The organism is Maribacter aquimarinus (assembly GCF_047345505.1).
Taxonomy (GTDB): Bacteria; Bacteroidota; Bacteroidia; order Flavobacteriales; family Flavobacteriaceae; genus Maribacter.
This window is the reverse complement of the sequence record NZ_JBLFEO010000001.1, coordinates 196,693-222,411: the sequence shown is the minus strand read 5'-3', so window position 1 is coordinate 222,411 and position 25,719 is coordinate 196,693. Positions and strand designations below refer to the sequence as shown.

The following is a 25,719-nucleotide window of genomic DNA, read 5'->3' as shown; positions in this document are numbered from 1 at the left end:
TTGAAATTTCCCACCCCATTTACCCTAAAGCAAATTGCCGACATCATTGGCACCCCCTATGTGGGCCCGGCCGATTTTCCCGTCACGGGAATGAACGAGATCCACGTGGTGGAAGCGGGTGACATTGTCTTTGTGGACCACCCAAAGTATTACGGCAAGGCCCTGGAAAGCAAGGCCACCGTGATCTTGATCGATAAGGAAGTGGACTGCCCTAACGGGAAGGCCCTGCTGGTCTCCAAGGACCCCTTCAATGATTTCAATGCGCTGAGCCGTTTTTTCAGGCCCTTTGCCAAAGCCGATGGCCCTTTGGCAAAAACGGCCACCATTGGCGAAAATTCGGTGGTGCAGCCCAATGTGTTCATTGGGAACCATGTGGTGATCGGAAAGGACTGCCTTATCCACGCCAATGTGGTGCTCAATGACCATACCGTGCTGGGCGATCGGGTCATTGTGCACGCCGGATCCGTGCTCGGGGGCGATGCCTTTTATTACAAGAACAGGCCATCTGGTCATGACAAGTTGCTCTCCGCCGGGAGGGTGGTGATCGAGGACGATGTGGAAATTGGGGCCCTGTGCACCATAGACAAGGGCATTGGAGGCGATACCACCATTGGGGCCGGTACCAAGCTGGACAACCAAGTGCACGTGGGCCACGATACCCGCATTGGCAAGAAATGCCTCATTGCCTCGCAGACCGGCATCGCCGGATGTGTGGTAATTGAGGACGAGGTGATCCTCTGGGGGCAAGTGGGCACCAACAGTGGCATTACCATTGGAAAAAAAGCCGTGGTCATGGGGCAGACCGGGGTAACCAAGTCCGTGAAGGGCGGTACCTCCTATTTTGGCACCCCCGTGGAAAAAAGTAGGGAAAAACTGAAACAGCTGGCACTCCTAAAGCAATTGCCCGAACTGTTGAGACGCCTGGAGGACAAATAACCATCCTGTTTGCTTTAAAAATCATTAACAAACCTATATTTTTGCACAACCAAATAAAAAATCAACAGCAATATGAGCGTTTTAGTCAATAAGGATTCCAAAATAATTGTTCAAGGCTTCACCGGGAGCGAAGGCACCTTTCACGCCGAACAAATGATCGAGTACGGGACCAACATTGTGGGGGGCGTTACCCCGGGCAAGGGAGGTCAGGAGCACTTGGGCAAGCCCGTGTTCAATACCGTGCAGGAAGCTGTTGAAAAAGTGGGCGCGGACACCACCATTATCTTTGTGCCGCCCGCCTTTGCCGCAGATGCCATCATGGAAGCGGCCAACGCGGGCATTAAGGTGGTGATCACCATTACGGAGGGCATCCCCGTGGCCGACATGGTCAAGGCGGCCGACTATCTAAAGGACAAGGACTGTAGGCTGATCGGGCCCAACTGTCCCGGTGTGATCACGCCAGGGGAGGCCAAGGTGGGCATCATGCCCGGCTTTGTCTTCAAGAAGGGCAATGTGGGCATCGTTTCCAAATCAGGGACGCTTACCTATGAGGCCGCGGACCAAGTGGTGCGCCAGGGATTGGGCATTACCACGGCGATCGGCATTGGTGGGGATCCCATAATCGGCACCACCACCAAGGAGGCCGTGCAACTGCTCATTAACGATCCCGAAACGGAATGTGTGGTCATGATCGGTGAGATAGGCGGCCAATTGGAGGCCGATGCCGCAAAATGGTACAAGGAAAGTGGCAGTAAAAAGCCCATTGTGGGCTTCATAGCGGGCGAAACCGCACCTGCGGGCCGCACGATGGGCCACGCCGGGGCCATTGTGGGCGGTAGCGATGATACCGCACAGGCCAAGAAGGCCATCATGAGGGAATCTGGCATCCACGTGGTGGACTCGCCCGCCGAGATTGGCCTCAAAGTGAAGGAAGTAATGGCCTAAAAGGCTGTTAAAACCATACTAAATCCCGTTCATAGCGGGATTTTTTTTATCCATGTCCAAGGAACAAAAGGTATCTTTGAAAAACTGATAAGACCAAACAAAATGAAATTACTGCAAGGAAAAAACGTCATTATCACCGGGGCCAGCAGGGGCATCGGAAAAGGAATTGCCCAGGTGTTCGCAGACCACGGGGCCAACATTGCCTTTACCTACAGTTCCAGCGAGGCGCCTGCCCTGGAATTGGAGAAGGAACTTACCGCCAAGGGCGTCAAGGCGAAGGCCTACAAGAGCAATGCCGCCAGTTTTACCGCCGCCGAGGAATTGGTGGCCCAAGTGCTGTCCGATTTTGACGGGAAGATAGACGTACTGATCAACAACGCCGGCATTACCAAGGACAACTTGCTGATGCGCATGAGCGAGGCCGATTTTGATGCCGTGATGGACATCAACCTAAAATCGGTCTTTAACATGACCAAGGCGGTGCAGCGCACCTTGCTGAAGCAACGCCAGGGCTCCATCATTAACATGAGCAGTGTGGTGGGCGTAAAGGGCAACGCCGGCCAGACCAACTATGCCGCCTCCAAGGCGGGAATGATCGGGTTTACCAAATCCGTGGCCCTGGAGCTGGGATCTAGAAACATACGGTGCAACGCCATAGCCCCGGGCTTCATTGAAACCGAAATGACCGATAAACTGGACGAGAAGGTGGTGCAGGGATGGCGAGACGGCATTCCGCTGAAGAGAGGGGGCAGTACCGAGGACATTGCCAATGCCTGTCTGTTCTTTGCATCCGATTTGTCTGCCTATGTCACTGGACAGGTACTGAACGTGGACGGTGGCATGCTCACCTAGGGGCAACATAAGGAAAAGCACTTGCGCTGGCCATCCCAGTATGCTTTAAGGAACGGATAACAAAGGGTTTATGGATGCCATCACGGTAGTATTGATCGTTGTCTCAGCCCTCGTGGCGGCGGCCGTTGGGTATGTCCACTATTTTTTCAAGGAACGGGCAAGGGGTGCCCTTTCCGGGTGGTTGGCCCTTTTACGGGGTCTGGCCGTCTTTGGGGTGTTGCTGCTTCTCATCAACCCCAAAATGAGCACTGAAAGCTACAGCCTGCAAAAGCCCAATTTGGCCGTGGTGGTGGACAATTCCTCCTCCGTGGGCACCAGCGGAACCAGCATTGCGGAGATGGTGGCCCGGCTGCGTTCGGATGCCGACCTCAAGGAGCGTTTCCAGATCAGTGCCTTCCAATTCTCGGATGGATTGCGGGCTTTGGACACCCTTGATTTTTCCGGAAAGCAGACCAAGGTGAACGGGGCGCTCTCCCAACTGAAAAAAATCTATGCCCGCGAGCCCACGGCGGTAGTGCTCATCACCGATGGCAACCAGACCCTTGGTGCCGACTATGGCTATTTGCCCATGGACGAAAAGATGGACATCCACAGCGTGACCGTGGGCGACACCACCCGCTATCAAGACCTTAGGGTGGGAGACATCAACACCAACACCTATGCTTTCCTAAAGAACAAATTCCCCATTGCCACCTTTGTGACCTATCAGGGACAGGGCCAGGTGCGCAGCCAGCTCAGCATCAAGGTGGATGGGAGAACTGTGCACACCGAAGCGGTACAGCTCTCCGACAGCAAAAAGATACAGAATGTGCTGGTGAACGTCACGGCCGGTTCGGTGGGCGACAAGGAGATCGTGGTTACCGTGAACGCCCTTCCCTCGGAGAGGAACCGGGCCAACAATACCCGGCGGGCCAACCTGGAGGTACTGGATGAAAAGACCAACATAGCGCTGATATCAGATGTCCTGCACCCCGATATGGGGGCATTGAAAAAGTCCATAGAGAGCAATGAACAGCGCCAGGTGGTGCTATTGCCCTCCAATACGCCGCCCGAACGGCTATCTCAAATGGATGTGTTCATCCTTTATCAACCCACGGCAAAGCATGCCGGGATCTTTGAGACCATACGGGCAAAGGGCGCCAGTTACCTGATCATAACGGGCAGCCATACGGATTATAATTTCCTGAACAACGCCCAAACAGATTTTTCCACCACCTTGGGCTATCCCGAACAAGAGGTACTTCCGGTAAGCAATAGGGCCTTTGGGCTTTTTGATATCTCCGGTCTCAGCACAGACAACTTCCCTCCGCTGCTGAGCAAGGCCGGGCCCATCTCTTGGAACGTGCCCCACGAGCCTTTGATGGAGGCCCAGGTAAAGGGCGTGGCGTTGAATACCGCCCTGATGGCGGTGTATGCCGAAGGGGAACAGAAAAAAGCGTTGTTGTTGGGTGAAGGGCTCTGGAAATGGCGCATGCAGGTGTACAGGGAAAATGACAACTTTGATGCCTTTGACGCCTTTATGGGAAACCTAATGCGCTATATGGGCCAAAACACGGCTAAGGACCGCCTTAACATAAGCTACGAAAAACGCTTCGAGGGCAACAACGCGGCCAAGGTCACCGCAACCTATTTTGACGAAGCCTTCGTTTTTGACCCCAATGCCAACCTTACCACCAGGGTGCGGGCCCAAGACAGTGAAACGGACAAGGAATTCCCCATGATCATGAAAGAGGGGTTCTATGAGGCGGACCTGAGCAGTTTGCCCCCGGGCGGTTACACCTTTGAGGTTGGGGTGCAGGGACAACCTTTTGTAAAAACGGGACGCTTTGTCATCTCTGATTTTGATATGGAAAAGCAGTTCGCGGCCAGTGACCATGCCAAACTGCAACAGTTGTCCCAAAGAACCGGCGGAACCCACCACTTTTTGGACAATTATGCCGCTCTCATGACCCAATTGAAGACGAACGCTGCGTACGTGCCCACCCAGAAAAGCCAAGAAAATATCGTATCTTTGGTGGATTACAAATGGGTGTTGGCCCTCATTGTCTTGGCCTTTGCCCTGGAATGGTTCATAAGAAAGTACAACGGATTAATTTAATAAAAAGAAGCATATGGATAAGTTACCTAAAATTGCATTGCCGGCAGTGTTTATTGCCATTGTCGTATTTATAATCATTTCAAAATCTGCCATTACCATTGGCTCCGGGGAGGCGGGAGTGCTCTACAAAACCTTCGGGGGCGGTGTGGTCACGGATGAGGCGCCCCTGGGTGAGGGTTTCCATATCGTGGCACCTTGGAACAAGGTGTACATCTATGAGGTGAGGCAGCAAGAAGTGCTGGAAAAGATGAACGTGCTCTCCAGCAACGGTCTGGACATTAAGTTGGAGGCTTCCGCCTGGTTCCAGCCCATTGCCACAGAGCTGGGCAAACTGCACCAAGAGAAGGGAGAGGCCTACGTGCAGCGGGTACTGCTCCCCACCATACGCTCTGCCGCAAGATCTGTGGTGGGCCGTTATACCCCAGAACAACTGTACTCTACCAAAAGGGATGCGATCCAACAGGAAATTTTTGACGAGACCAAGAAAATTGTGGAAGATGAGTACATCCAGCTCAACGAGATCTTGGTCAGGGACGTGACCCTGCCGCCCACCATCAAGGACGCGATTGAGCGCAAGTTGAAGCAGGAACAGGAATCCCTGGAATATGAATTCCGTTTGGTCACAGCTTCCAAAGAAGCGGAAAAAGTGCGTATAGAGGCCCAAGGAAAGGCCGATGCCAACCGGATCTTAAGTGCCTCCCTGACCGATAAGATTTTGCAGGACAAGGGCATCGATGCCACCATGAAGTTGGCAGAATCGCCCAATAGCAAGGTCATTGTTGTGGGCGGCGGCGAGTCTGGATTGCCCATTATTCTCGGGAACAATTAATTGGGAATGGGGCAGGCCCCAAAATTTTTTCCTGAGGATCTTTGTAAAATGAAAAATACATTTTACTTTTACCCTGTAATGAAAAACAAGAGCACACACCATCATTTCCATACGCGCGGCCAAGCGAGGTAGGAAGGATATGTGCTGTAACAACATATTTTACGAACCCGTTTGAGCAATCAAACGGGTTTTGTTTTTCGTCCGTTTATGAAGGCTCAAAGAAACGAACAGCAGATGACAAAAATTAGAATTGCGATCCAAAAAGCGGGTCGGCTCAATCAAGATTCCCTATCCATATTAAAGGATTGCGGCATATCCATAGACAACGGAAAGGACCAACTGAAGGCCAGCGCCCGAAACTTTCCCCTGGAAGTGTTTTACCTCCGCAACGGAGACATACCCCAATACCTGAAAGACGGCGTGGTGGACATTGCCATTATCGGTGAGAACGTGCTCATTGAGAAGGGTGCCGGCATCGAGGTGGCAGAAAAGTTGGGCTTCTCCCGCTGCAAGGTGAGCCTTGCCGTGCCCAAGGGCGTGAAATATGAAGGTCTGGCCTATTTTGAGGGAAAGCGCATTGCCACCAGCTACCCCCACACCGTACAGACCTTTTTAAGGGAAAAGGGGGTGAATGCCGATGTGCACATCATCAACGGTTCCGTTGAAATTGCCCCAAACATTGGTCTTGCCGATGGCATTTGCGACATAGTATCCAGTGGAAGCACCCTTTTCAAGAACAATTTGAAAGAGGTGGAGGTGATGCTCAAGAGCGAGGCGGTATTGGCGGTTTCCCCAAAGATATCCCGGCAGCGCAGGGAAATTCTGGAAAAGATGCAGTTCCGCATTCAATCCGTGCTCCGGGCACGCAAGTCCAAGTACGTGCTGCTCAATGCGCCCAACGATCGCTTGGATGCCATTGTGTCCCTGTTGCCCGGGATGCGCAGCCCCACGGTGCTGCCCCTGGCCGATAAGGGCTGGAGCTCCGTGCACACGGTCATAGATCAAGACACCTTTTGGGAGGTGATCGATGAGTTGAAACAGGCAGGGGCCGAGGGCATCTTGGTCTGCCCCATTGAAAAAATGGTGCTTTAAAAGGAAAACGGGCCCACCAACGGACCTCTGTTGAACGGGTTGTAGGACCGGTGGGAAGGGCACGTTCCCCGGGACAGATGAAGGAGGTTTTTTTAGCTGCAAAGGAGATGTAACAAGATGTGAAATGAGCCATGACCATGCTGGATACCCACCGAAATGTTGATCGGCGAATGACACCCGCCTGAAACGAAACGGGCAGGTCTGACCTTAAAAAGCAAATAAATATCAACGGATGAAAAAGGTAAACAACCCACCCCGATCGGAGTGGAAACAGGTATTGCAAAGACCCACGCAGACCGTGGCGGACATAGAGCGGACCGTGAACGAGATCTTCGCCAAAGTGCGGCAAGATGGTGACGCCGCCATTGGGCAGTGCACCGAAAAATTCGATGGGGTAAAGCTGTCGTCCCTCTTGGTGTCCAAGGCCGAGATCGAGAAGGCGGAAGAGGGGGTTCCGGAAGAACTAAAACAGGCCATACAACTGGCCAAGGCCAATATAGAAACCTTTCACAAGGCACAGATCATCGGAAAAACGGAAGTGGAAACCACCAAAGGCGTACACTGCTGGCAAGAGAAAAGACCGATCCAAAAGGTGGGGCTCTATATCCCTGGCGGAACGGCTCCGCTGTTTTCCACCATCCTCATGTTGGCGGTTCCCGCCATGATTGCGGGCTGTGGGGAAATTGTGCTCTGTTCCCCGCCCAACAAAGAGGGCAACCTGCACCCGGCCATTCTATACACGGCCCGGTTGTGCGGTGTCACCAAAATCGTTAAGGCGGGGGGCATCCAGGCCATTGCCGGAATGACCTTTGGCACGGCAAGCATACCGCAGGTGTACAAGATCTTCGGCCCCGGCAACCAGTTCGTTACCGTGGCCAAGCAGATAGCGACCAAATACGGTGTGGCCATGGACATGCCGGCAGGGCCCAGCGAATTGTTGGTGGTGGCAGATGATACGGCCAATGCCGCGTTTGTGGCCTCGGATCTACTGAGCCAGGCAGAACACGGAACGGACAGTCAGGTCATTCTCGTGTCCACCTCAAAGACCCTGATAGGGCAAGTGGAGCGGGAAGTGGATCGGCAAATGCGGGCGTTGCCCAGAAAGGCCATTGCCGAAAAGGCCATGGCCAATAGTAAGCTCATCTTTGTTAAAGATGACCAAACCGCCATAGATTTAATAAACGAATACGGCCCGGAGCACTATATTGTCTGTGTGGCCAATGAGGATTTTTATGTGGAGCACACGGTCAATGCCGGATCGGTGTTCATAGGGAACTATACCCCGGAAAGTGCGGGGGACTATGCCTCGGGCACCAACCATACCTTGCCTACCAACGGCTATGCCAAGCAGTACAGTGGGGTTAACCTGGACAGTTTTATGAAGAGCATGACCTTTCAAAAAATAACCAAGGAAGGCCTCCGGGCCATAGGGAAGGCCGTTGAGGTCATGGCGGAGGCAGAGGGCTTGCAGGCACATAAAAATGCCGTGAGCTTGCGTTTGGAGAGCCTGTCTTGAGCCTCGCCCAAGGGATGGGGACAGTTTTGAAATGATTTTGATCCGCCGGTATGGCCAGTGGAATAATGGACCTTAAATTATAAGGAGCATGAGTTTTGATTTAGATGCGATAACACGGGACAACGTAAAGGGCCTGAGCCCTTATTCCTCGGCGCGGGACGAATATGTTTCGGATGGCTCCAAGATGGTGTTCTTGGACGCCAACGAGAACCCGTACGACAATGGGGTGAACCGATACCCCGATCCCAAGCAACGCAACCTTAAGGGCCTTTTGGCGCAACGGAAGGGCATAACGGAGGCCAACCTGCTGCTGGGCAATGGCAGTGACGAGGTGCTGGACCTGCTCTTCCGTGCCTTTTGTGAGCCGGGCATGGACAACATCATTACCCTGCCGCCCACCTACGGAATGTACAAGGTGCTCTCTGGGATCAACGGGGTGGAGAACAGGGAAGTGCTCTTGGATGCGGATTTTCAGCCCAAGCTGTCAGAGATCTTGGCCACGGCGGATGGGCATTCCAAAATGCTATTTCTCTGTTCACCCAACAATCCCACCGGGAACACCATATCGGCCCAGGGCATTGCCCATCTCCTAGAACATTTTAAGGGTCTGGTGGTGATGGACGAAGCCTATATCGATTTCTCGTCCCAAGCGAGTTGGGTGGGCCAATGGTCCCAATATCCCAACTTGGTGGTGACCCAAACACTGTCCAAGGCCTACGGCATGGCCGGAATACGCTTGGGAATCTGTATGGCATCCGTAGCAATCATTTCCGTTCTCAATAAGATCAAACCGCCCTATAACGTAAACGAACTCACGCAGCAACGGGCACTGGAACGCGTGTTGGACCAACAAGCGGTGCAACGGGAAATAACGGCCATACTCGCCGAACGGCAGCGACTGTACAACGTACTGCAGGAGGTTCCCTTTGTTTCCAAGGTCCATCCCACGGAGGCCAACTTCATATTGGCACAAGTGGACAATGCCACCCTGCGCTACGATCAGCTCCTTAAAAAAGGAATCGTGGTGCGCAATAGAACCGCGCAGCCCTTATGCCACAACACCCTGCGCTTTACCGTGGGCACACCAGAAGAGAACCAAACACTAATTGCAGCATTAAACCAATTGTCATGAGTACACCAGGGAAAGATAAGGATTTGGCCCTCACCCACACAGAGGGCACAAGGGCACGCCGTGTGCTGTTCATAGACCGTGACGGCACCATCATCAAGGAAACCGTGGACGAGCAGATAGACGCCTTTGAAAAAATGGTGTTCTACCCCAAGGCTTTTACATTTCTGGGAAAAATAGCCAAGGAGCTGGATTATGAACTGGTCATGATCACCAACCAAGACGGCCTGGGAACGGAGGCCTTCCCCGAGGACACCTTTTGGCCCGTGCACCACTTTATTCTAAAATCCTTTGAAAACGAAGGCGTTGTCTTTGACAAGGTTTTTCTGGACCGCACGTTTCCGCAGGAAAATTCGAGCACAAGAAAGCCGGGAACAGGGTTGTTGACCGATTATTTTTCGGAGGACTACAACTTGGAGAATTCCTTTGTCATCGGTGATCGCCTGACCGATATGGAACTGGCCAAAAACCTTGGGGCCAAAGGCATTTTCATCAATGACCATACCCAACTGGGCACCGGTGAGATCACCGTAAAAAAAGAGGAACTGGACCCTGTCATTGCCCTGGAAACCAACGATTGGGAAAAAATATATGGGTTTTTAAAACTGAAGGAAAGAACAGCTGCGGTAAGCAGGAAAACGAACGAAACGGACATTCACATTAAACTGAACCTGGACGGAACGGGCCAAAGCGATATCAACACCGGGCTGGCCTTTTTTGATCACATGCTGGACCAGCTGGCGCGGCACGGCCAAATGGATCTGGAGATCAAGGTCAAGGGCGATCTGGAAGTGGATGAGCACCATACCATTGAGGATACCGGAATTGCCCTGGGGGAAGTGTTTCACAGCGCATTGGGAAACAAACTGGGCATAGAGCGCTACGGGTTCTGTCTTCCCATGGACGACTGTTTGGCCCAAGTGGCCCTAGATTTTGGCGGCCGGAACTGGCTGGTCTGGGAAGCCGATTTCAAGCGGGAAAAAGTGGGGGACATGCCCACGGAAATGTTCCATCACTTTTTTAAGTCCTTTACCGATGGGGCCAAGGCCAATTTGAACATTAAGGCCCAGGGCACCAACGAACACCATAAGATCGAGGCCATTTTCAAGGCCTTTGCCAAGGCCATAAAAATGGCGGTAAAGCGCGACGTGGAAAAAATGGTTTTGCCCAGTACCAAGGGCATGTTGTAGAGGCAGCCTGACCCCCAAAAGGGAAACTTTAATACTATTGAAAAACGGTTGCAGTAGGCAACTTTATTCCGAAAAGGAAACATAAAAAAACGATGAACGAAAATAAATGGACACCCCATAGGGATGAAAGCGACTCTTTTAATGACGGTGAGGGCGTGGTCATCATCAATTACGGAGCGGGAAACATCCAGAGCATCAAGTTTGCGCTTCAGCGTTTGGGACACCATGCGGTGTTGAGCAATGATGCAGCGACCATACGAAATGCAAAAAAAGTGATTTTCCCGGGCGTGGGAGAGGCCAGTTCGGCCATGGCGAAACTGTGGGAAAGCGGTCTGCACGACCTTATCCCCACCCTAACACAGCCCGTCTTGGGCATTTGCCTGGGCATGCAGTTAATGTGCAGGTCCAGCGAAGAGGGCGATACCAAAGGCTTGGGTATTTTTGAGGTGCCCGTCTTGAAATTTGATGCCACCAGGGTAAAAGTGCCCCAGATCGGATGGAACCAAATCAGGGGCCTAAAATCCAACTTGTTCACCGGTATTGCCGAAGCCGAACACATTTACATGGTGCACAGCTTTTACGCGCCCCTGTGTTCCGAAACCATAGCGGAGACCCACTACGGGTTGGACTATAGCGCCGCCTTGCGGAAAGACCATTTTTACGGCACCCAGTTCCACCCAGAAAAAAGCGGCGATGTGGGAGAACAGATCCTGAATAATTTTTTGAACTTATGAAATGGGAAATGGGAAATGGGAAATGGGAAATTTGAAGTGGTGAAGCTGGGGTGTAAAATAGCAATATGAGTGCCGAATTAAAGGAAAGAACAAAACGTTTTTCGTTAGATTGTTGGTATCTGTGCCATAAACTGCCTAAAAACAGGGAATTTGATGCTTATGTGAGGCAATTGATCAGAAGTTCCAGTTCTGTAGGAGCCAATTATAGAGCAGCCTTAAGGGCAAAATCCACCAGGGATGTTATCAATAAATTGAAAACAGTTAAGGATGAAACCGATGAGCGTATGTTTTGGCTGGAGCTCTTTCAGGAAATTGAAAATGACAATACAATGGTAATCAAAGGGCTGGTCATGGAGGCCAATGAATTGCTGGCCATAGTGGTGGCTTCCATAAATACAGCTAAACGAAAACTGCAGAACACATGATTCATATTTCTAATCTCTAATTTCTTATTTCAGTATGAGAATCATTCCCGCCATAGACATCATAGACGGCAAATGCGTGCGCCTCTCCAAGGGGGACTACGACACCAAGAAGATATACAACGAGCATCCCTTGGAGGTGGCCAAGGCCTTTGAGGCCAGTGGCATCCAATACCTGCATTTGGTAGATTTGGACGGGGCCAAGAGCAAACACATTGTAAACCACAAGGTCTTGGAGAACATCGCTGCGCGCACCGGCCTGCACATCGATTTTGGGGGCGGCCTAAAGACCCATCAGGACCTGCGCATTGCCTTTGAAAGCGGTGCCCACCAAGTTACCGGGGGCAGCATCGCCGTAAAGGACCCGGGAACATTCACGGGCTGGATCGACACCTACGGGGCACACAAGATCATTTTGGGCGCCGACGCCATGGACCAAAAGGTGGCCGTTTCCGGATGGCAGGAGGAATCCAAGGAAGCCCTGCTGCCCTTTATACAGGGCTACTTGAAAAAAGGGATCGAGTACGTGATCTGCACCGACATCAGCAAGGACGGGATGCTACAAGGGCCTTCGTTCGGTCTGTATCAAAAAATAATGGCCCAGACCACTGGCATCAAGCTCATTGCCTCGGGTGGGATATCCACCTTTGACGAGTTGCCCAAATTGGCGGAAATAGGTTGTGAGGGCGTCATTATTGGGAAGGCCATTTATGAAAACCGCATCAGCCTAAAACAATTGGAAACCTATATTCTGGGACACTGATGGACAAGGAAGCAGCTTTACGGGAAACCTTGTTGGAGAATGCCGTGTTCCGTATGGATGAAAGTACCCGGATGATACGCAAAAGCCTAGAGCAGGTCACGGAAGAAGAAGTCTGGCAAAAGCCCAACCCTTCCCTGAACTCCTTAGGGAACCTCATACTGCATGTTTGCGGCAATATGACCCAATACATCATTTCTACCCTGGGCAACACCGAGCATCGCAGAAACCGGCCCGCTGAATTTGAAGCTTATAAAACGGCCAACAAAGATGCCCTAATGGACCAACTGCTGCATACCGTGGACGCCGCCAAAAAGGTGCTTTTTGATGCGAAAACCGCTCATTTGTTGCGCGTTTACCGCGTACAGGGCTTTTCCCTTACTGGCGTGGGACTGGTGCTGCACGCCGTGGAGCATTACAGCTACCATAGCGGACAGATCGCTTTTTGGGTAAAACAAATGAAAAACGTGGATCTGGGGTTTTATGATGGAAAAAAGCTATAATTGAAGAAGTTTGAACGTAGATTTACGATTTAACCCAAAACATGCATTGCAAATGCCATTGTAGCCACGAGCTACTGCACATAGGATCGCTGATCCGTTTTTTTTCTTTTTCACCGCAGTGGTGCAAGGCTTAGCACGATAAAAAGTCCATACTTTTTTAATCTCGCGCTTTATAACACAGTTGCACTACATCATTTGGGTTTAAGAAGAAGCACAACGACACTAAGCGTGGATAGTATTATATTGGAGATATGAAATGAGCCGCAACCAATCTTGTTGCCCACAAAGACGTTTGTTGGCGAATTACACCCGTTTGTACCAGAACGGGCAGGTCCGATCTATAAAGAACAATAAATATAAACAGGTGAAAAATGAGTTAAAGAACCGAATGCAGGATTTCGCTTTCAATTGTTGGAAATTGTGCAGTGTGCTACCAAAATCACGCGAATATGATGCATGGGTTCGCCAGCTCATCAGAGCTTCGAGTTCTGTGGGCGCGAACTACAGAGCGGCTTGTCGTGCTAAATCCGATCGTGACTTCATCAATAAGTTAAAGATGGTGGAAGAGGAAGCAGACGAAAGTATGTATTGGATCGAATTGTTTTTAAAAACGAGGTTACAAGATAAAGCGGAGTTTAAAACACTGTGGAAAGAAGCCAATGAGTTGCTCGCCATAACGGTTAGTTCCATCAATACGGTAAGAAAGCGTATTTCATGAACTCAGCTATTTTTAAGTGCTCGGGGAGCTTGTTCGTTTACATTGTGGTCATCCCTATCATATTTTATTCCTATCCTGTGATATTAAGAATCAGTTAATCGAATAATTTTAAGTTTTAATCTTCATTTTAAAATCTAACTTCTAAATTACTACTGTGTTAGCCAAAAGAATCATACCCTGTTTGGATATTAAGGATGGCCGTACGGTCAAGGGCGTAAATTTTGTCGACCTTCGCGATGCCGGCGACCCGGTGGAACTGGCAGAAATCTACAGTCGGGAAGGGGCAGACGAGCTGGTCTTTCTGGATATCTCCGCCACGGAGCAGAAACGCAAGACCCTGGCCGATCTGGTGTATCGCATTGGCGAGAAAATAAACATACCCTTTACCGTGGGAGGCGGCATTTCTTCCGTGGAGGATGTGGATGTCCTGCTGCAAAACGGGGCGGACAAGGTTTCCATTAATTCCTCGGCGGTAAAGAACCCGCAGTTGATCAATGACCTGGTGGCCAAGTTTGGTTCGCAATGTATTGTCGTGGCCATAGATGCCAAACAAGTGGACGGTAAGTGGATGGTGCACCTGGTGGGGGGCAAAGTGCCCACTGAGGTAGAGCTCTTCTCCTGGGCCAAGGAGGTGGAACTCCGGGGGGCGGGCGAAATTCTGTTCACCTCAATGGACCATGACGGTACCAAGGGCGGTTTTGCCAATGGGGCCTTGGCGCGTTTGTCTTCCGAACGGAACATTCCCATCATTGCCTCCGGTGGTGCCGGAACCATACAGCACTTTGCCGATGCCTTCACAAAAGGAAGGGCAGATGCGGCCCTGGCGGCCAGCGTTTTCCATTTTAAGGAGATCGAAATCAAAGACCTCAAAGCGGCCTTGGGGAAAGGGAACATCCCCGTGAGACAGTGAGGTGTGATCCGCATGGTGGTCCCCGGGAGGGCGGCAAGGCCATCCATTTGGCCAAGATGTCTTAAGTTTGCACCCCTTTTGCAGGGTTTGGGATGATGAAGCTGCACCCGATCGAGAACAATGGCCCAGGGGCGAGGACGGGCACGCCGCCCTTGCGGCACCCAATTTTTGCCCCGGTGGCATTGAAATATAGTGAATGAACCAGGTGTTCCCAAAGCGGACACGGAAAAATGAAGCGCATGCAGATTGACTTTAGCAAAAACCCAGACGGGTTGGTTCCCGCCATCATCCAAGACGCACGTACCAAAAACGTCTTGATGCTGGGGTACATGAACCGGGAAAGTTTGGAAAAGACCCAGCAGACCGGCAAGGTCACCTTTTACAGTCGCACTAAAAAAAGATTGTGGACCAAGGGCGAAGAGAGCGGAAACTTTTTGCAGCTGGTCTCCATCTCCAACGACTGTGATGGGGACACCCTGCTCATTTTCGTGCACCCTGCCGGCCCCACCTGCCACAAGGGAACGGATACGTGTTGGGGCGATGAAAACGCTCCAAATTTCGGTTTTTTCTCCCATCTGGAAGAGGTGATCGCAGCACGGCGTGCCGCGGGCGAGGAAGAAAAATCGTATGTGGCCTCCCTTTTTAAAAAGGGCATTAACAAAATAGCCCAAAAAGTGGGAGAGGAGGCCGTGGAAACCGTGATAGAGGCTATGGACAATAAGGACGAGCTCTTTTTGTACGAAAGTGCCGATCTGCTTTTCCACTATATGGTGTTGTTGCAGGCCAAGGGCTTCCGATTGGAAGATATTGAAAAAGAACTGATGTCCAGGGAAAAATAATCCCCGATCTATCCTTAAAATAGGTGCTTTATGCGTTTAATGATGCCCATGGGCAGGGTATAGGGCGGGTACCGCACAGGGGCTTCGAACCAATTGGCCTTTTTAACAATGCTCTTGTGGTGGCTAAAAAGATCGAACGATCTTTTTCCATGATAGGCGCCAATGCCGCTGTTGCCCACACCGCCAAAGGGCAGGCGCTTGTTGGTGATCTGTATTACCGTATCGTTTATGGCGCCCCCGCCAAAGCTGTGGTTCTCAATGATTTTTTTCTGAAAGGATTTTCGGGTGGAGAACACGTAGGTGGCCAGTGGCTTTCCGTAGCGTTCCAAATAGGGGGTAAGATCTTCTTCCTTTTCATAGGAAATGATGGGGAGAATGGGGCCAAATATTTCCCCTTCCATCAGCTTGCTGTCCCATTTGGGTTCGTTCACCAAGGTGGGGGCCACAAAATTATCGGTGGCATCGGTTTGTCCTCCAAAAAGAATTTCCTCGCCCTGTAGCATTTCCTTCAATCCCCCAAAATGCTCGGCGCTCACCGTCCTCGCATAGTCGTTGGAGTTGGAAGCGTCTTCTCCGTAGGCGGCAGTAATGCTCTTTTTAAGCTCGGCAATGAGCTGTTCCTTTACGGAGCGGTGCACTAGAATATAATCTGTGGCAATACAGGTCTGGCCTGCATTGAGAAACTTTCCCCAGACAATGCGCTTGGCGGCCTTGGCAATGGCCGCGGTCCCATCTACAATGGTGGGGTTTTTGCCGCCCAGTTCCAGGGTAACCGGGGTCAGGTGCTTTGCCGCACTTTCATACACGATCTTCCCCACCCGGGTACTTCCCGTAAAAAAGATGTAGTCCCATTTTTGGGCAAGTAGGGCTTGGGACGTGTCCACACCACCTTGTACCACGGCCACATGGGCCGCATCAAAACTGGCCTTAATGATGGCCTCAATGATATTGGCGGTGTGGGGCGTAACCTCCGAAGGTTTCACAATGGCGGTGTTCCCGGCCGCCACGGCGGCGATCAATGGGGCCAGGGCCAACTGAAAGGGGTAGTTCCAGGGCGCAATGATCAGGACATTGCCATAGGGCTCTTTGTAAATGTAATCGGAAGAGGGCCAGTTCATAAGGCTGCCGTGCACCCTTTCGGGAGCGGCCCAATAGTGCAGCTTTTTCAAGGTGTTCTTTATTTCCGCGAGCACAAATTGGGTCTCGGCCGCCAAGGTCTCGAACTTTGGTTTTTTAAAATCGGCGTACAGGGCATCGCAGATGGCATCTTCCCGAGCCACAATTTCCTCTTGTAACCTTTTTAAGGCCTTTTTTCGGAAACCAAGATCCTTGGTGTTCTGGTTTTTAAAAAAAATGCGTTGTTGTTCCAGTTGCTGCATGGTAAGGATATGTTATGGGCGGTTCCTCCAAAAATACGGAAAGCTTGCCATCCATTTCGGATTTATGGGCCCTAAAGGTTTTTTGGCCGTCCGTGGCCCACAAGGGGCACCGTGGGGAAGGAGATGTTCAATTGGCCGCCTCCCCCGTGATACAAGGTCCATGATCGTTTTGACCCCGGATGAAGCAGTGGAAATTCCACTACGGCTTCAAATCCCTGCAAAACCGATCGCTGCATTGACTTTTGCTCAATCCCCATAGCGAATGTGCCGTTCGGCACGGGCCCGCCCGACACTGTCCTTCAGGCGGGCCCCTCAATTGCAAAAGTCTTGATTTTATTGGTCCCGAGTGCTCGGGATGCACCCTGATGACGAAAGTCCAGGGCATCATCTGGGCTGTATGAATGTACGGGGTCTTGGCAATGGGCGCTTTGGGTTGTCTTCATTTTTGTGTCAGAGGGCTTCCAAGGATAAATGGAACAAGAGGGTGGGCTTGTCAAAAACGGTAGGTTCCGTATGGATGCCAAGTGCCACGTTCATGGTGGTCTCTGTAATGTCCTTTAAGATGACCACGGTACTGGCATCCTTGAAGCCCAGGTACTCCCCCAAGATCAATTGCCGTTTCCCGGTGAACTGCACCGGCCCGGTCGCGGCATCAATGGTAAAATCGCCTTCAAACAGCTCCCAAGTGGCATTGGACGCCGGGGTGTACAGCACATTGGCCAAGGGCACATTGTTCACATCTGCGGATACCGCGGTGATGTTTGCCCCTTCAAAGATACTGGCATACACCAGTCCCATAAGGCTTTGACCGTCCTTGTTGTCCACAATGTAGGAGCCGTCATGCACAAAGGTAAAGGTGTCCTCGTAGGAAGTGCCCAAGCCCACGGCGTCCAAGAGATTGTCAAAGGAGGGGAGAAGAATTCCCAGGCCATCCGTAACCGGACCCGCTCCTTCCTTACCGGATGTAAAGGCTTTTTTAAGGCGCCATGACTTTCCTTCCGGTCTTGCCGCCCCTCCGGTGAGCAAAAGGTCCAAAGATGGTAGAATGGTCACTTGTTTGGTTTCCGAAAAACTGCCGTTGGGACCGCTTACCGTCATCACCACGTCAAAGGTACCCGCATTGGCATAGATGTGCACCGGATCTTCCTCGGAGCTACTGGCCCCATCCCCAAAATCCCATTGAATGGTATTGGCATTGGCCACGGTGCCATTGAAGGTCACTTGGGTGTCTTCCACCAAGAACTGAAAATCTGCAAGGGCCATTGGCGGGGCGTCATCGGTATCGCATGCCCAGACCATTATGGCCAACAGGACCATTTGCACTAATCTCCTATTCTTCATTTTTTAAGTAGTTTATGGTTGTAAATCTTCCTTCTTGTGGCGCCTTTTTTAAAACAACGGTTCCATATCTGTTCCATTCCATTGGGCTTTGCTTCAACATATTTCCTTGTGCTCAGTTCTTGTCCCACCAAATGGGGGTGTCTATTTTATTGGGGCCTTGCCGGGCAATGGCCGCGGTCACGTTCTCATTGTTGGTGGCCAGCTCAAAGGACGAATATAAAAATCGTGTGGGCAGCACTCCGTTGGTTACCCCGGGAGAGAGGTTATCTGCCGTGCGCTGTGCTATGACCGGAAACCCCGTGCGCCGTATCTGGGTCCATCCCTCAAAATAGTTGGGCACAACGGCCAACCAAAGCTGCGTGCCTATTTGTTCCTCATCATTGGTTCCGGAAAGGCTTGCTTCCGGGGAGTCCATGAACGCCGTTGCTTCCGCTGGATCGATCTGCCATTGGCCCAGGGCGGTTTCCAAACCTTGTCTATATAGGAGATTGGCCGTAGCCGGATCACCGTCGTACACCAAGGCTGCCTCGGCGCGCAATAGCCAGGTTTCGGCCGCACTTAAGAGGTAGATCTTACTTTCTGGAGAGGACAGGGGCACCCCCATGTCCGATTTGCTCTGGAAGTTGGCGTTTCCAAAGGCCGTATCACTGAGGCCATTGGTAATGCCGCTATAATTACCGTTCGCGTCCAGACTCACAAATACCCCCAACCTGGGATCTGCCGTGCCCTGCAATTGATCTATGAGCTTGGTGGACATCTTTACGGAGGGGAATCCCGTCCTGGCCAAGAACCAGGGATTGCCCGCACCTTCCGTCTGTACCAGGTAGGCGTTGTGCGCATTGGTCTCCATTAAAGGAGCGGTAAGGCATTGTGCCACGGTGGCCCTGGAAAGGGCGTTGTCCGAAAAGCGTATGCGCATGGCCAAACGTAGGCGCACACTATTGGCAAAGCGTACCCATTTGTCCATATCATTGTTAAAGATAGGGTCCGAGTTGGGGTAGCCCAGCGCGGGATCTGCACCCTGTAACACTGGGATGCTCTGGCTGAGCCTGGTGATCAGGTCGCGGTAAATGCTCTCTTGTGCATCATACTCGGGTTGCAGTACACCATCCGTTTTTCCTTTGCCCCCTTGGGTATAGGGAATGTCCCCAAAGGCATCGGTGGCTTTGGCGTAGCCCAGCACCGCAATGATATTGGCCATGGCACTGCGAACCCGGTTTTCGGTGTCCGGTGCCGAGGTAATGACCAGGACTTCCTCAATATGTCGTATGGTGCCACCGTACATCTGATCGAACATACCGTTGTAATTGGGGTCGAACCCATCTCTATACTGATCGGGCGGTCGGGCGGTGCTCCCGGCCACGAAATAGTGTCCGTAGTGTCCCGAAAACCGCACGGCAGATTGTCCCGTGGTCTCCAGAAACAAGCTGCGCACAGCTTTCGTGAAAAGGGCGGCATCGTCTATGGTGGTCACCGCATTGGGGTTGTCGTACAGGTCGTCCAACCTTTTTTCGCATGAAATGAATGCACTGGCAGTTATGAAAACCACCAGTACCCTTGTAAAAATAGTGTGTATTGCCCGCATGATGATGGTTTAAAAGTTTAGTTTAAGGTTAAGTCCGTAACTCCGGGTAGAGGGGAGGGAAGAGTGCTCAAAGGCGGTACCGGCCGGCCCGCTACTGTACCCTGCCTCGGGGTCTATGTCCCCGGCCGCATTGTACAAAAAGAACAGGTTTCTCCCAATGGCAGAGAGGCTGGCAGACTGGATAAAGGTGTCCTTGAGCATCTTGTTGGGAAAATTATAGGTAAGTGTTACCTCACGAAGCTTTACGTTGCTCGCATCCAAGATCTGGTCCCTGGACACTTCGTTGCCAAAGATGTCCGTGAACTGTTTAAGAAACGCAGGGGCGGCCACATCGTTCTGAAAGCCCGTGTTTTCGTTTATGCCGTCTTCTACAATGCCCGTTTCCCGTCCTTCCAGGCTTCTGGCATCGGTACCAAAGAACATGCGGTAGGCCCTTCCATAAGAGTAGAACTCGCCACCTTGCTGTACACTCACCAGGGTGCTCAAAGAGAGGTTTTTATAGCGGAAGGTATTGCTTATGCCCCCAAACCAGTCCGGGTTTATGTTGCCCATCAAGACCCTTTCCCCACGCTGGGTAAGCCCATCGTCCGTAATGAGCTTTCGTCCAAAGTTGTCCCGTTTGAAGTCGTTGCCGTAAAGACCGCCAAACTCCTCGCCCGGCCTAGCTTCCACGGAAACGGACCAAAGGCGGTTCAGTTCTATACTGGTGAGTCCTTCGTTCAAGGATTCCACCATGGAATTGTTTGTGGTAAAGTTTACCCCGAGGTTCCATTCAAAATTATCGGTTTCCACGGGAATCAGGTTCAGTTGTGCCTCCAAACCACGGTTGGTGATGTTTCCCGCGTTGACCACAACACTCTCAAACCCCGTAGATCCCGAGATGGGCACGGCCTGTATCTGGTCTTTGGTATCGGTCTGAAAGTAGGTAAGGTCCAGCAGGATCCGGTTGTTGAAGAATCCCAGCTCGGCACCAATTTCCCAAGATTGCGATCGCTCTGGCCTAAGATCAAAGGAGGGCAGACTTCCGGGTATGGAGGCCACGGTGTAGGGCAGGGTCACCGTTTGGTCCACAGTGTAAAACGCCTGTGTCCTGTAGGCACCGGTATCGTTGCCCACCTCTGCATAGGAGGCCCTTAGCTTGCCCTTGCTTATGTATTTTGGATTAAGGTCAAAGGCCCTGGAGAACAAAAAGCTGATGTTCTCGGAGTGGTACCAATACGAATTGTTGTCCTTTGGCAGTGCCGATGAGTTATCGTTTCTGAGAGAGGCATCAAAATACAGATAGCCCCCCAGTTGAAAAGTGCCCAAAGCGTAGTAGGAGGTAATGGCCTTTTTGGTGATGCGCTCATTGCTAAAGGTGTTCACATAATTGCTGATGTTGTAAAAATCGCGCACCTTGCTCTCAAAGCCAAAGATGCGCTGGTTGCTAAAGGCTTCGTCCCGGTGCATGGCGCCCAGGCTGGTGCTTATCTTTACATTGCCCAGTTGGGCCCGGTAGGTGGCGAGCACATCTGAGTTCCAGATTCTGCTTTTTCCGCTCTCGTGGCTGTAATTGCCCAGGCCGTTGTCTTCGGAACGGGCACCACGGGCGGCATGGGAATAGTAGTTGAACACGGTTTGGTCCATTCCTGTCCTGGCCGTTACGGAAACATTTTTAAACACCTCCCAATCTAGGGCCAAGAGTCCCTGGAACCTGTCCCTATCGTCCCGGTTACGGATGTTGTCCAAGGCCCAATAGGGGTTGTTGAAGGTGTTGTCCAGATTCCATTTTATCTCTTCACCCTGTGCATTTATGGTGTTGTTGCGCACGTCTTGCAGGCGTATGTCCCTGGGCATCAAGCTCAGTTGCAGGGCGGTGTTTCCACCTCCTTCGGCCAGGTCCGGCCTATTTTGTACTTCGGAGGTAATGTAGGTCATCTTCCCGTCAATGCTCAGCTTATTGGTGAGCTGGGACCTTCCCCTGATGTTAAAGGTTTGTTTGGCCAAGGTGTTGTTGGCCACAATGCCCTGGATATCCTCGTCCGTGATGGACATGCGGAACGACCCCTTTTCGCTTCCGCCTTCAAAGGAAATGGTATTGGCAATGCTGTAGCCGGTCTGGTAAAAGTCCTCATAAGGATTTCCCTGTGGGGAGAAGGTGTCTGTTTGCCCCAGCCAATTGGTATAGGGCTGCCCTTCCATCTTGGGGCCCCAGCTCCAAGAGAAGGGATAGTCCAAAACGGGTCTGCCGTCCACGTTTATGGGGGCAAAGTCATTGAAAAAACCTGTTCCGTATTCGTTTTGGAAGTCCGGGGTGAGCATGATATCGGTAAAGTTGAAGGTAGAGTTCAGGGATATGCCCACGCCCGGTCTGTTGGCGCCCCTTTTGGTGGTGATGAGTATAACGCCGTTTATGCCCAAGGATCCGTAGGCCGCTGAAGCACCGGCCCCTTTGAGCACGCTGATCGATTCCACATCATCCGGATTGATGTCCGAAAGGGCGTCCCCGCGATCCACACCACCGTTGGAGCCCGCACCGCCGGAACCATTTTCTATGGGGATGCCATCTATGACCACCAAGGGCCTGTTGCTGCCGCTAATGGTGGTAATGCCCCTTAGCACCACCCTGCTGGATCCATCCACCCCGGTGTTGGATTGGGTGATCTGAAGCCCCGTGACCTTTCCGTTCAAAGAGTTCATCACGTTGTTTTCACGGGCCACGTTCACTTCGCTGGCATCTACCTGGGATATGGAGTAGCCCAGGGACTCCTTGTCCCGTTCAATGTTCAGTGCCGTTACCACTACCTCAGTGAGCTGTTCACTGTCTTCTTCCATCGCCAGGTTCACAACCGTGCGCCCGGCCAAGGCGGCGGTCACGGTCTTGAAGCCTATGGAAGAAAACTCCAGCGTGGCATTCTCGGGAACGTTGTTCAATTGGTAATTGCCGTCAAAATCTGTGGTGGTCCCCTTGCTGGTCCCCTGAACAACGACGCTCACCCCGAGCAATGGGGTGCCTGTGCCTTTTTCAGATACCTTGCCGGAAACGGAGCGTTGTGCCATACCGGTGGCACAGGTTAGCATTGCGAACAAGAACAGTGTTCTTTTTGTCATAAGAGTTTGGTTATGGGTTATTTGTGGTTGTTTGGTAGGTAAGCCTTTTTAAAAAGGTCAGTGGGTGGCTGTTGCCGGCCTTTAGGGTTCCAAGGCCAAGATATATTCTGCCACGGCTATCTTGGCCGCTTCGTCCAAGTGATCTTGCGGGGGCATTTCTGGATAGTCTTCCCTTAGGTTTTTTGGGTTGTTCATATAGTCCACAATACCCTGTGGGTTGCCGTTGTGTATGGCCTGGATAATTTCGGTGGGCGGTCCGATCAAACGGTTTCCAAAGGCATGGCAGCCAGCACAGACCCCGTAATACGTAAGTTCGCCCAATTCCTCTGCCGTGACCTCCCTGATGGGCACGGGCTCTGGTAGCATGTAGGTGAGAATGTCCTTGGTGTCCGTAATGGGGGCGGGCCCCCAATCATCTATGCCAAAAGTGCGGTATTTGTTCTTGTCGCGTATGGTGCTTCCCGTGCCGCCGCCATAAGCAAAGATGTCCGGACCCTTGGTGTCCATTTTGGTGAGCATTACGGCTTTGAGTTCCCCAGTGGGGTTGTTGCCATTGTTGAACATCATATTGTCCAGAAACACCACCCGGTCCGGATTGCCCTCGGAATTGGGATCGTTGGCCTTGGGTGCCCCCGTGGCAAGGTCCACAACGGTAACCCCAGCATTGTCATTGCCCGAAATAATGTTGTTTTCCACAATGACATCGTCCGCAGCCATGATCAGAATACCGGTTCCCTTTGGAATCCCCGCCACGGTAGAGCCGGGTGCGGCAAAGTTCTCGTGGTTGTTGTTCACCACGAAATTGTTCCTGAAAATAACGTCAAATGTGGTCTTTATGGGCAGCCCCGGGGTCACAAATGCCAGAAGTCCACCGGTATTGTTGTGCACATAATTGTTTTCTACCAGGCAGTGTCTTGAATTTTCTATTTCAATCCCGGCAACATTGGCAAATGCCTCGTTGTGGCGCACATCCACATTATCGCACATGCCCACATAAATGGCGGCATCCGCAATTTTGCTCAGTACATTGTGCTCAATGAGCCCGTTCTTTCCGTATTGGGGGAAAATACCATAGACCCCCGTGTCAATGATCCAATTGTTTCGGAGCACAAAATTGTTTCCTGCCTGCCCCATGATGCCATTGCCCTTGTAGTTTATTATCTTGAAATTCTCAATGAGAATGCCGTTTCCGGAGTACAGAAAGGCATCATTGATCTCCCCTTTGCCGTCCAGGGTGGGCCATTCGCCCTCAATGACCACACCTTGCAGCCCAATGTTGTCCTTGTCTATGTACACATTTTCATGGTAGGTGCCCGGAAAAACCCGGATAAGGTCTCCGGGATTGGCCCTTTTTACCGCAGCTTGGATGGATGCCCCGTCTTTTACCGCAATGATCTCCCCGTCATAGGAAGTGGTCTTTACGGTTAGGCTGTCCGAGGTAGCGCCGGAGGTACGGTAGCCCATATTGGTGGGCAGGGGAACGGCACTCTCACTGTTGGAACCAAAAAAGGATTTGCCAACAAAAACACCTATGGCCAATAGGGCCGCGGCACCAATGATTTTAAAAAAAGTCGATTTCATATCAATTGTGTTTCAAGTTGTTAAAGAGCGGGCTCAAGGCCAGACGGCAACTGCTCCGGAATTTGGGGCGTAAAGGATTCATCCGTCAAGGTTTTCAGAAAATCCACCAGTCTGTCCAGTTCGGTGTCAGATAGATCGGGTTCCCAAATGTGCCAATGGATAATGAGGTCCTCACCTTCCGGCACGGCGTGTCCACGGCCCTTGGTGTAAAATTCCACCGCTTCCCTCAAGGTTTCAAAGCGGCCCGAGTGCATGTAGGGTGCCGTTTTTGCTATGTTCCGAAGGCTGGGCACTTTAAAAGCACCCCTTAGGGTGGAATCTTGGAAGGGTACCTGGGCACCGGGGTCCAAGGGTAGGCCGTTTGGCTCTGGGGTCCCGATGACGGCAAATTGTTGGTTGGTGAACAGGGGCGGTGTATGGCACTCTGCGCATCGGGCCACGAAGGATCGGAAAACATTGAGTCCCTCAATCTCATTCAGGGTAAGCGCGTCATGGTAGCCATGGGCATACTGGTCATAACGGCTGTTCAAGGACACCAAAGAGGCCTGGAAGCCGGCCAGGGCGGTGTAAATTTCATCCAAGGCAATGGCTTGCGCCTTCGGTCGCTCGGGATAGGCCTCTGCAAAAAGCGATCTGTAGTTTTCAATGGCATTTAGACTTTGCAAAAGGTTTTCTGGGGTATTGTCCATTTCATTGTGGGCAAACAGGGGCTCCTGCATCTGATCTTCCAAGCTCTTGGAGCGGCCGTCCCAAAACAGTTTTTTCAGATAGCCCACGTTCCAGAGGGTAGGGGCGGAGCGCGTCCCTTTTTCCCCGTTCATCCCGGTGCTCGTGGCCATGCCGTCAGAGAATCCTTTGCCCGGGTCGTGACAGGTGGCGCAGGAAATGGTTTGGTTTCCAGACAGCACGGGATCAAAAAAGAGATAGCGGCCCAGGTCTATTTCCTGGGGAGAGAAGCCATCCCTGATTTCTGGCAATCCGGTCTGCAGTCCCCCCACACCATTGTCATGGGGGGAATCGTATTGCTGATACAGGTTAATGGCCATACATTCGTTGTTCTTGTTCTTTTTAAAACCAGGTGGGCATTGGGTCTTCAATTTGGGTACGGGCGCGTAGCTGGTGCTCACCTTTGGACTCATAACAAAGAATAGAAGCACCACCAGGACCATTCCCGATATACCGGACTTGATAATTGTTCCCTTGTTGGGCATAAGAAAAAGGGTGTTGAAATCTTAAAATTTTAACAGTATATGAAGAAAAACATTTTCTT

22 protein-coding genes are annotated in these 25,719 nt (G+C 51.7%); 16 read left to right on the top strand and 6 right to left on the bottom strand.

The window, feature by feature from the left end; translation table 11 throughout:
* The 16 genes from ACKWCC_RS00960 to hisIE all read left to right on the top strand — a co-directional run bounded on the left by ACKWCC_RS00960 (nt 1) and on the right by hisIE (nt 15,473).
* A complete protein-coding gene (locus tag ACKWCC_RS00960) occupies nt 1–936 on the top strand; it encodes a UDP-3-O-(3-hydroxymyristoyl)glucosamine N-acyltransferase (protein WP_413994013.1) in 936 nt (311 codons plus the stop codon).
* 72 nt (nt 937–1,008) lie between these two features.
* On the top strand, nt 1,009–1,881 hold the full coding sequence (gene sucD / locus ACKWCC_RS00955; protein WP_413994012.1) for a succinate--CoA ligase subunit alpha: 873 nt from the start codon (nt 1,009–1,011) through the stop codon (nt 1,879–1,881).
* 102 nt (nt 1,882–1,983) lie between these two features.
* On the top strand, nt 1,984–2,733 hold the full coding sequence (fabG, locus tag ACKWCC_RS00950; RefSeq protein ID WP_413994011.1) for a 3-oxoacyl-[acyl-carrier-protein] reductase: 750 nt from the start codon (nt 1,984–1,986) through the stop codon (nt 2,731–2,733).
* Between the two features lie 70 nt (nt 2,734–2,803).
* Complete coding sequence (locus ACKWCC_RS00945; protein WP_413994010.1) at nt 2,804–4,831, top strand: VWA domain-containing protein; 2,028 nt, start codon at nt 2,804–2,806, stop codon at nt 4,829–4,831.
* Between the two features lie 13 nt (nt 4,832–4,844).
* Nucleotides 4,845–5,660 carry a prohibitin family protein gene (locus ACKWCC_RS00940; RefSeq protein ID WP_413994009.1) on the top strand — a complete coding sequence of 272 codons (816 nt, stop codon included), beginning with the start codon at nt 4,845–4,847 and terminating at the stop codon, nt 5,658–5,660.
* A gap of 234 nt (nt 5,661–5,894) precedes the next feature.
* On the top strand, nt 5,895–6,752 hold the full coding sequence (gene hisG, locus ACKWCC_RS00935; RefSeq protein ID WP_413994008.1) for an ATP phosphoribosyltransferase: 858 nt from the start codon (nt 5,895–5,897) through the stop codon (nt 6,750–6,752).
* A gap of 232 nt (nt 6,753–6,984) precedes the next feature.
* On the top strand, nt 6,985–8,268 hold the full coding sequence (gene hisD / locus ACKWCC_RS00930; RefSeq protein WP_413994007.1) for a histidinol dehydrogenase: 1,284 nt from the start codon (nt 6,985–6,987) through the stop codon (nt 8,266–8,268).
* A gap of 88 nt (nt 8,269–8,356) precedes the next feature.
* Nucleotides 8,357–9,400, top strand: coding sequence for a histidinol-phosphate transaminase (gene hisC, locus ACKWCC_RS00925; protein WP_413994006.1), 1,044 nt, complete (start codon nt 8,357–8,359; stop codon nt 9,398–9,400).
* On the top strand, nt 9,397–10,587 hold the full coding sequence (gene hisB / locus ACKWCC_RS00920; RefSeq protein ID WP_413994005.1) for a bifunctional histidinol-phosphatase/imidazoleglycerol-phosphate dehydratase HisB: 1,191 nt from the start codon (nt 9,397–9,399) through the stop codon (nt 10,585–10,587). Before hisC ends, hisB begins: the two co-directional genes overlap by 4 nt.
* Before the next feature lie 92 nt (nt 10,588–10,679).
* The gene (hisH, locus tag ACKWCC_RS00915) at nt 10,680–11,321 is read left to right on the top strand and encodes an imidazole glycerol phosphate synthase subunit HisH (protein WP_413994004.1); all 642 of its coding nucleotides are present in this window, start codon (nt 10,680–10,682) and stop codon (nt 11,319–11,321) included.
* A gap of 65 nt (nt 11,322–11,386) precedes the next feature.
* Nucleotides 11,387–11,746 carry a four helix bundle protein gene (locus ACKWCC_RS00910; protein WP_413994003.1) on the top strand — a complete coding sequence of 120 codons (360 nt, stop codon included), beginning with the start codon at nt 11,387–11,389 and terminating at the stop codon, nt 11,744–11,746.
* Between the two features lie 34 nt (nt 11,747–11,780).
* Complete coding sequence (hisA, locus tag ACKWCC_RS00905) at nt 11,781–12,506, top strand: 1-(5-phosphoribosyl)-5-[(5-phosphoribosylamino)methylideneamino]imidazole-4-carboxamide isomerase (protein WP_413994002.1); 726 nt, start codon at nt 11,781–11,783, stop codon at nt 12,504–12,506.
* A complete protein-coding gene (locus tag ACKWCC_RS00900) occupies nt 12,506–13,006 on the top strand; it encodes a DinB family protein (RefSeq protein ID WP_413994001.1) in 501 nt (166 codons plus the stop codon). Before hisA ends, ACKWCC_RS00900 begins: the two co-directional genes overlap by 1 nt.
* A 364-nt stretch (nt 13,007–13,370) precedes the next feature.
* Nucleotides 13,371–13,724, top strand: coding sequence for a four helix bundle protein (locus ACKWCC_RS00895; protein ID WP_413994000.1), 354 nt, complete (start codon nt 13,371–13,373; stop codon nt 13,722–13,724).
* A gap of 154 nt (nt 13,725–13,878) precedes the next feature.
* Nucleotides 13,879–14,634 (top strand): imidazole glycerol phosphate synthase subunit HisF, encoded by a 756-nt coding sequence (gene hisF / locus ACKWCC_RS00890; protein ID WP_413993999.1) that lies wholly within the window; start codon nt 13,879–13,881, stop codon nt 14,632–14,634.
* Between the two features lie 239 nt (nt 14,635–14,873).
* Nucleotides 14,874–15,473 carry a bifunctional phosphoribosyl-AMP cyclohydrolase/phosphoribosyl-ATP diphosphatase HisIE gene (gene hisIE, locus ACKWCC_RS00885; protein ID WP_413993998.1) on the top strand — a complete coding sequence of 200 codons (600 nt, stop codon included), beginning with the start codon at nt 14,874–14,876 and terminating at the stop codon, nt 15,471–15,473.
* Between the two features lie 14 nt (nt 15,474–15,487).
* Here the strand turns inward: hisIE and ACKWCC_RS00880 are convergent, their stop codons facing one another.
* From ACKWCC_RS00880 to ACKWCC_RS00855, 6 genes are all read right to left on the bottom strand, one after another.
* Nucleotides 15,488–16,852 (bottom strand): aldehyde dehydrogenase, encoded by a 1,365-nt coding sequence (locus ACKWCC_RS00880; protein WP_413993997.1) that lies wholly within the window; start codon nt 16,850–16,852, stop codon nt 15,488–15,490.
* 450 nt (nt 16,853–17,302) lie between these two features.
* The gene (locus ACKWCC_RS00875; RefSeq protein WP_413993996.1) at nt 17,303–18,193 is read right to left on the bottom strand and encodes a PKD domain-containing protein; all 891 of its coding nucleotides are present in this window, start codon (nt 18,191–18,193) and stop codon (nt 17,303–17,305) included.
* A 112-nt stretch (nt 18,194–18,305) separates the two neighbouring features.
* Entirely contained in the window at nt 18,306–19,778 is a 1,473-nt protein-coding gene (locus ACKWCC_RS00870) for a SusD/RagB family nutrient-binding outer membrane lipoprotein (RefSeq protein ID WP_413993995.1), read from the bottom strand.
* A gap of 9 nt (nt 19,779–19,787) precedes the next feature.
* Complete coding sequence (locus tag ACKWCC_RS00865) at nt 19,788–22,868, bottom strand: SusC/RagA family TonB-linked outer membrane protein (protein ID WP_413993994.1); 3,081 nt, start codon at nt 22,866–22,868, stop codon at nt 19,788–19,790.
* An 81-nt stretch (nt 22,869–22,949) separates the two neighbouring features.
* Nucleotides 22,950–24,449: a parallel beta-helix domain-containing protein gene (locus ACKWCC_RS00860; RefSeq protein ID WP_413993993.1), complete on the bottom strand. Its 1,500-nt coding sequence runs from the start codon at nt 24,447–24,449 to the stop codon at nt 22,950–22,952.
* 20 nt (nt 24,450–24,469) lie between these two features.
* On the bottom strand, nt 24,470–25,660 hold the full coding sequence (locus ACKWCC_RS00855; protein WP_413993992.1) for a cytochrome-c peroxidase: 1,191 nt from the start codon (nt 25,658–25,660) through the stop codon (nt 24,470–24,472).
* Nucleotides 25,661–25,719 lie beyond the last annotated feature (59 nt).

Excerpts from the sequence above, each read along its gene's own strand:
- sucD (WP_413994012.1), top strand. The coding sequence starts at position 1,009 with ATGAGCGTTTTAGTCAATAAGGATTCCAAAATAATTGTTCAAGGCTTC.
- fabG (WP_413994011.1), top strand. The coding sequence starts at position 1,984 with ATGAAATTACTGCAAGGAAAAAACGTCATTATCACCGGGGCCAGCAGG.
- ACKWCC_RS00945 (WP_413994010.1), top strand. The coding sequence starts at position 2,804 with ATGGATGCCATCACGGTAGTATTGATCGTTGTCTCAGCCCTCGTGGCG.
- ACKWCC_RS00940 (WP_413994009.1), top strand. The coding sequence starts at position 4,845 with ATGGATAAGTTACCTAAAATTGCATTGCCGGCAGTGTTTATTGCCATT.
- hisG (WP_413994008.1), top strand. The coding sequence starts at position 5,895 with ATGACAAAAATTAGAATTGCGATCCAAAAAGCGGGTCGGCTCAATCAA.
- hisD (WP_413994007.1), top strand. The coding sequence starts at position 6,985 with ATGAAAAAGGTAAACAACCCACCCCGATCGGAGTGGAAACAGGTATTG.
- hisC (WP_413994006.1), top strand. The coding sequence starts at position 8,357 with ATGAGTTTTGATTTAGATGCGATAACACGGGACAACGTAAAGGGCCTG.
- hisB (WP_413994005.1), top strand. The coding sequence starts at position 9,397 with ATGAGTACACCAGGGAAAGATAAGGATTTGGCCCTCACCCACACAGAG.
- hisH (WP_413994004.1), top strand. The coding sequence starts at position 10,680 with ATGAACGAAAATAAATGGACACCCCATAGGGATGAAAGCGACTCTTTT.
- ACKWCC_RS00910 (WP_413994003.1), top strand. The coding sequence starts at position 11,387 with ATGAGTGCCGAATTAAAGGAAAGAACAAAACGTTTTTCGTTAGATTGT.
- hisA (WP_413994002.1), top strand. The coding sequence starts at position 11,781 with ATGAGAATCATTCCCGCCATAGACATCATAGACGGCAAATGCGTGCGC.
- ACKWCC_RS00900 (WP_413994001.1), top strand. The coding sequence starts at position 12,506 with ATGGACAAGGAAGCAGCTTTACGGGAAACCTTGTTGGAGAATGCCGTG.
- hisIE (WP_413993998.1), top strand. The coding sequence starts at position 14,874 with ATGCAGATTGACTTTAGCAAAAACCCAGACGGGTTGGTTCCCGCCATC.
- ACKWCC_RS00880 (WP_413993997.1), bottom strand. The coding sequence starts at position 16,852 with ATGCAGCAACTGGAACAACAACGCATTTTTTTTAAAAACCAGAACACC.
- ACKWCC_RS00875 (WP_413993996.1), bottom strand. The coding sequence starts at position 18,193 with ATGAAGAATAGGAGATTAGTGCAAATGGTCCTGTTGGCCATAATGGTC.
- ACKWCC_RS00870 (WP_413993995.1), bottom strand. The coding sequence starts at position 19,778 with ATGCGGGCAATACACACTATTTTTACAAGGGTACTGGTGGTTTTCATA.
- ACKWCC_RS00865 (WP_413993994.1), bottom strand. The coding sequence starts at position 22,868 with ATGACAAAAAGAACACTGTTCTTGTTCGCAATGCTAACCTGTGCCACC.
- ACKWCC_RS00860 (WP_413993993.1), bottom strand. The coding sequence starts at position 24,449 with ATGAAATCGACTTTTTTTAAAATCATTGGTGCCGCGGCCCTATTGGCC.
- ACKWCC_RS00855 (WP_413993992.1), bottom strand. The coding sequence starts at position 25,660 with ATGCCCAACAAGGGAACAATTATCAAGTCCGGTATATCGGGAATGGTC.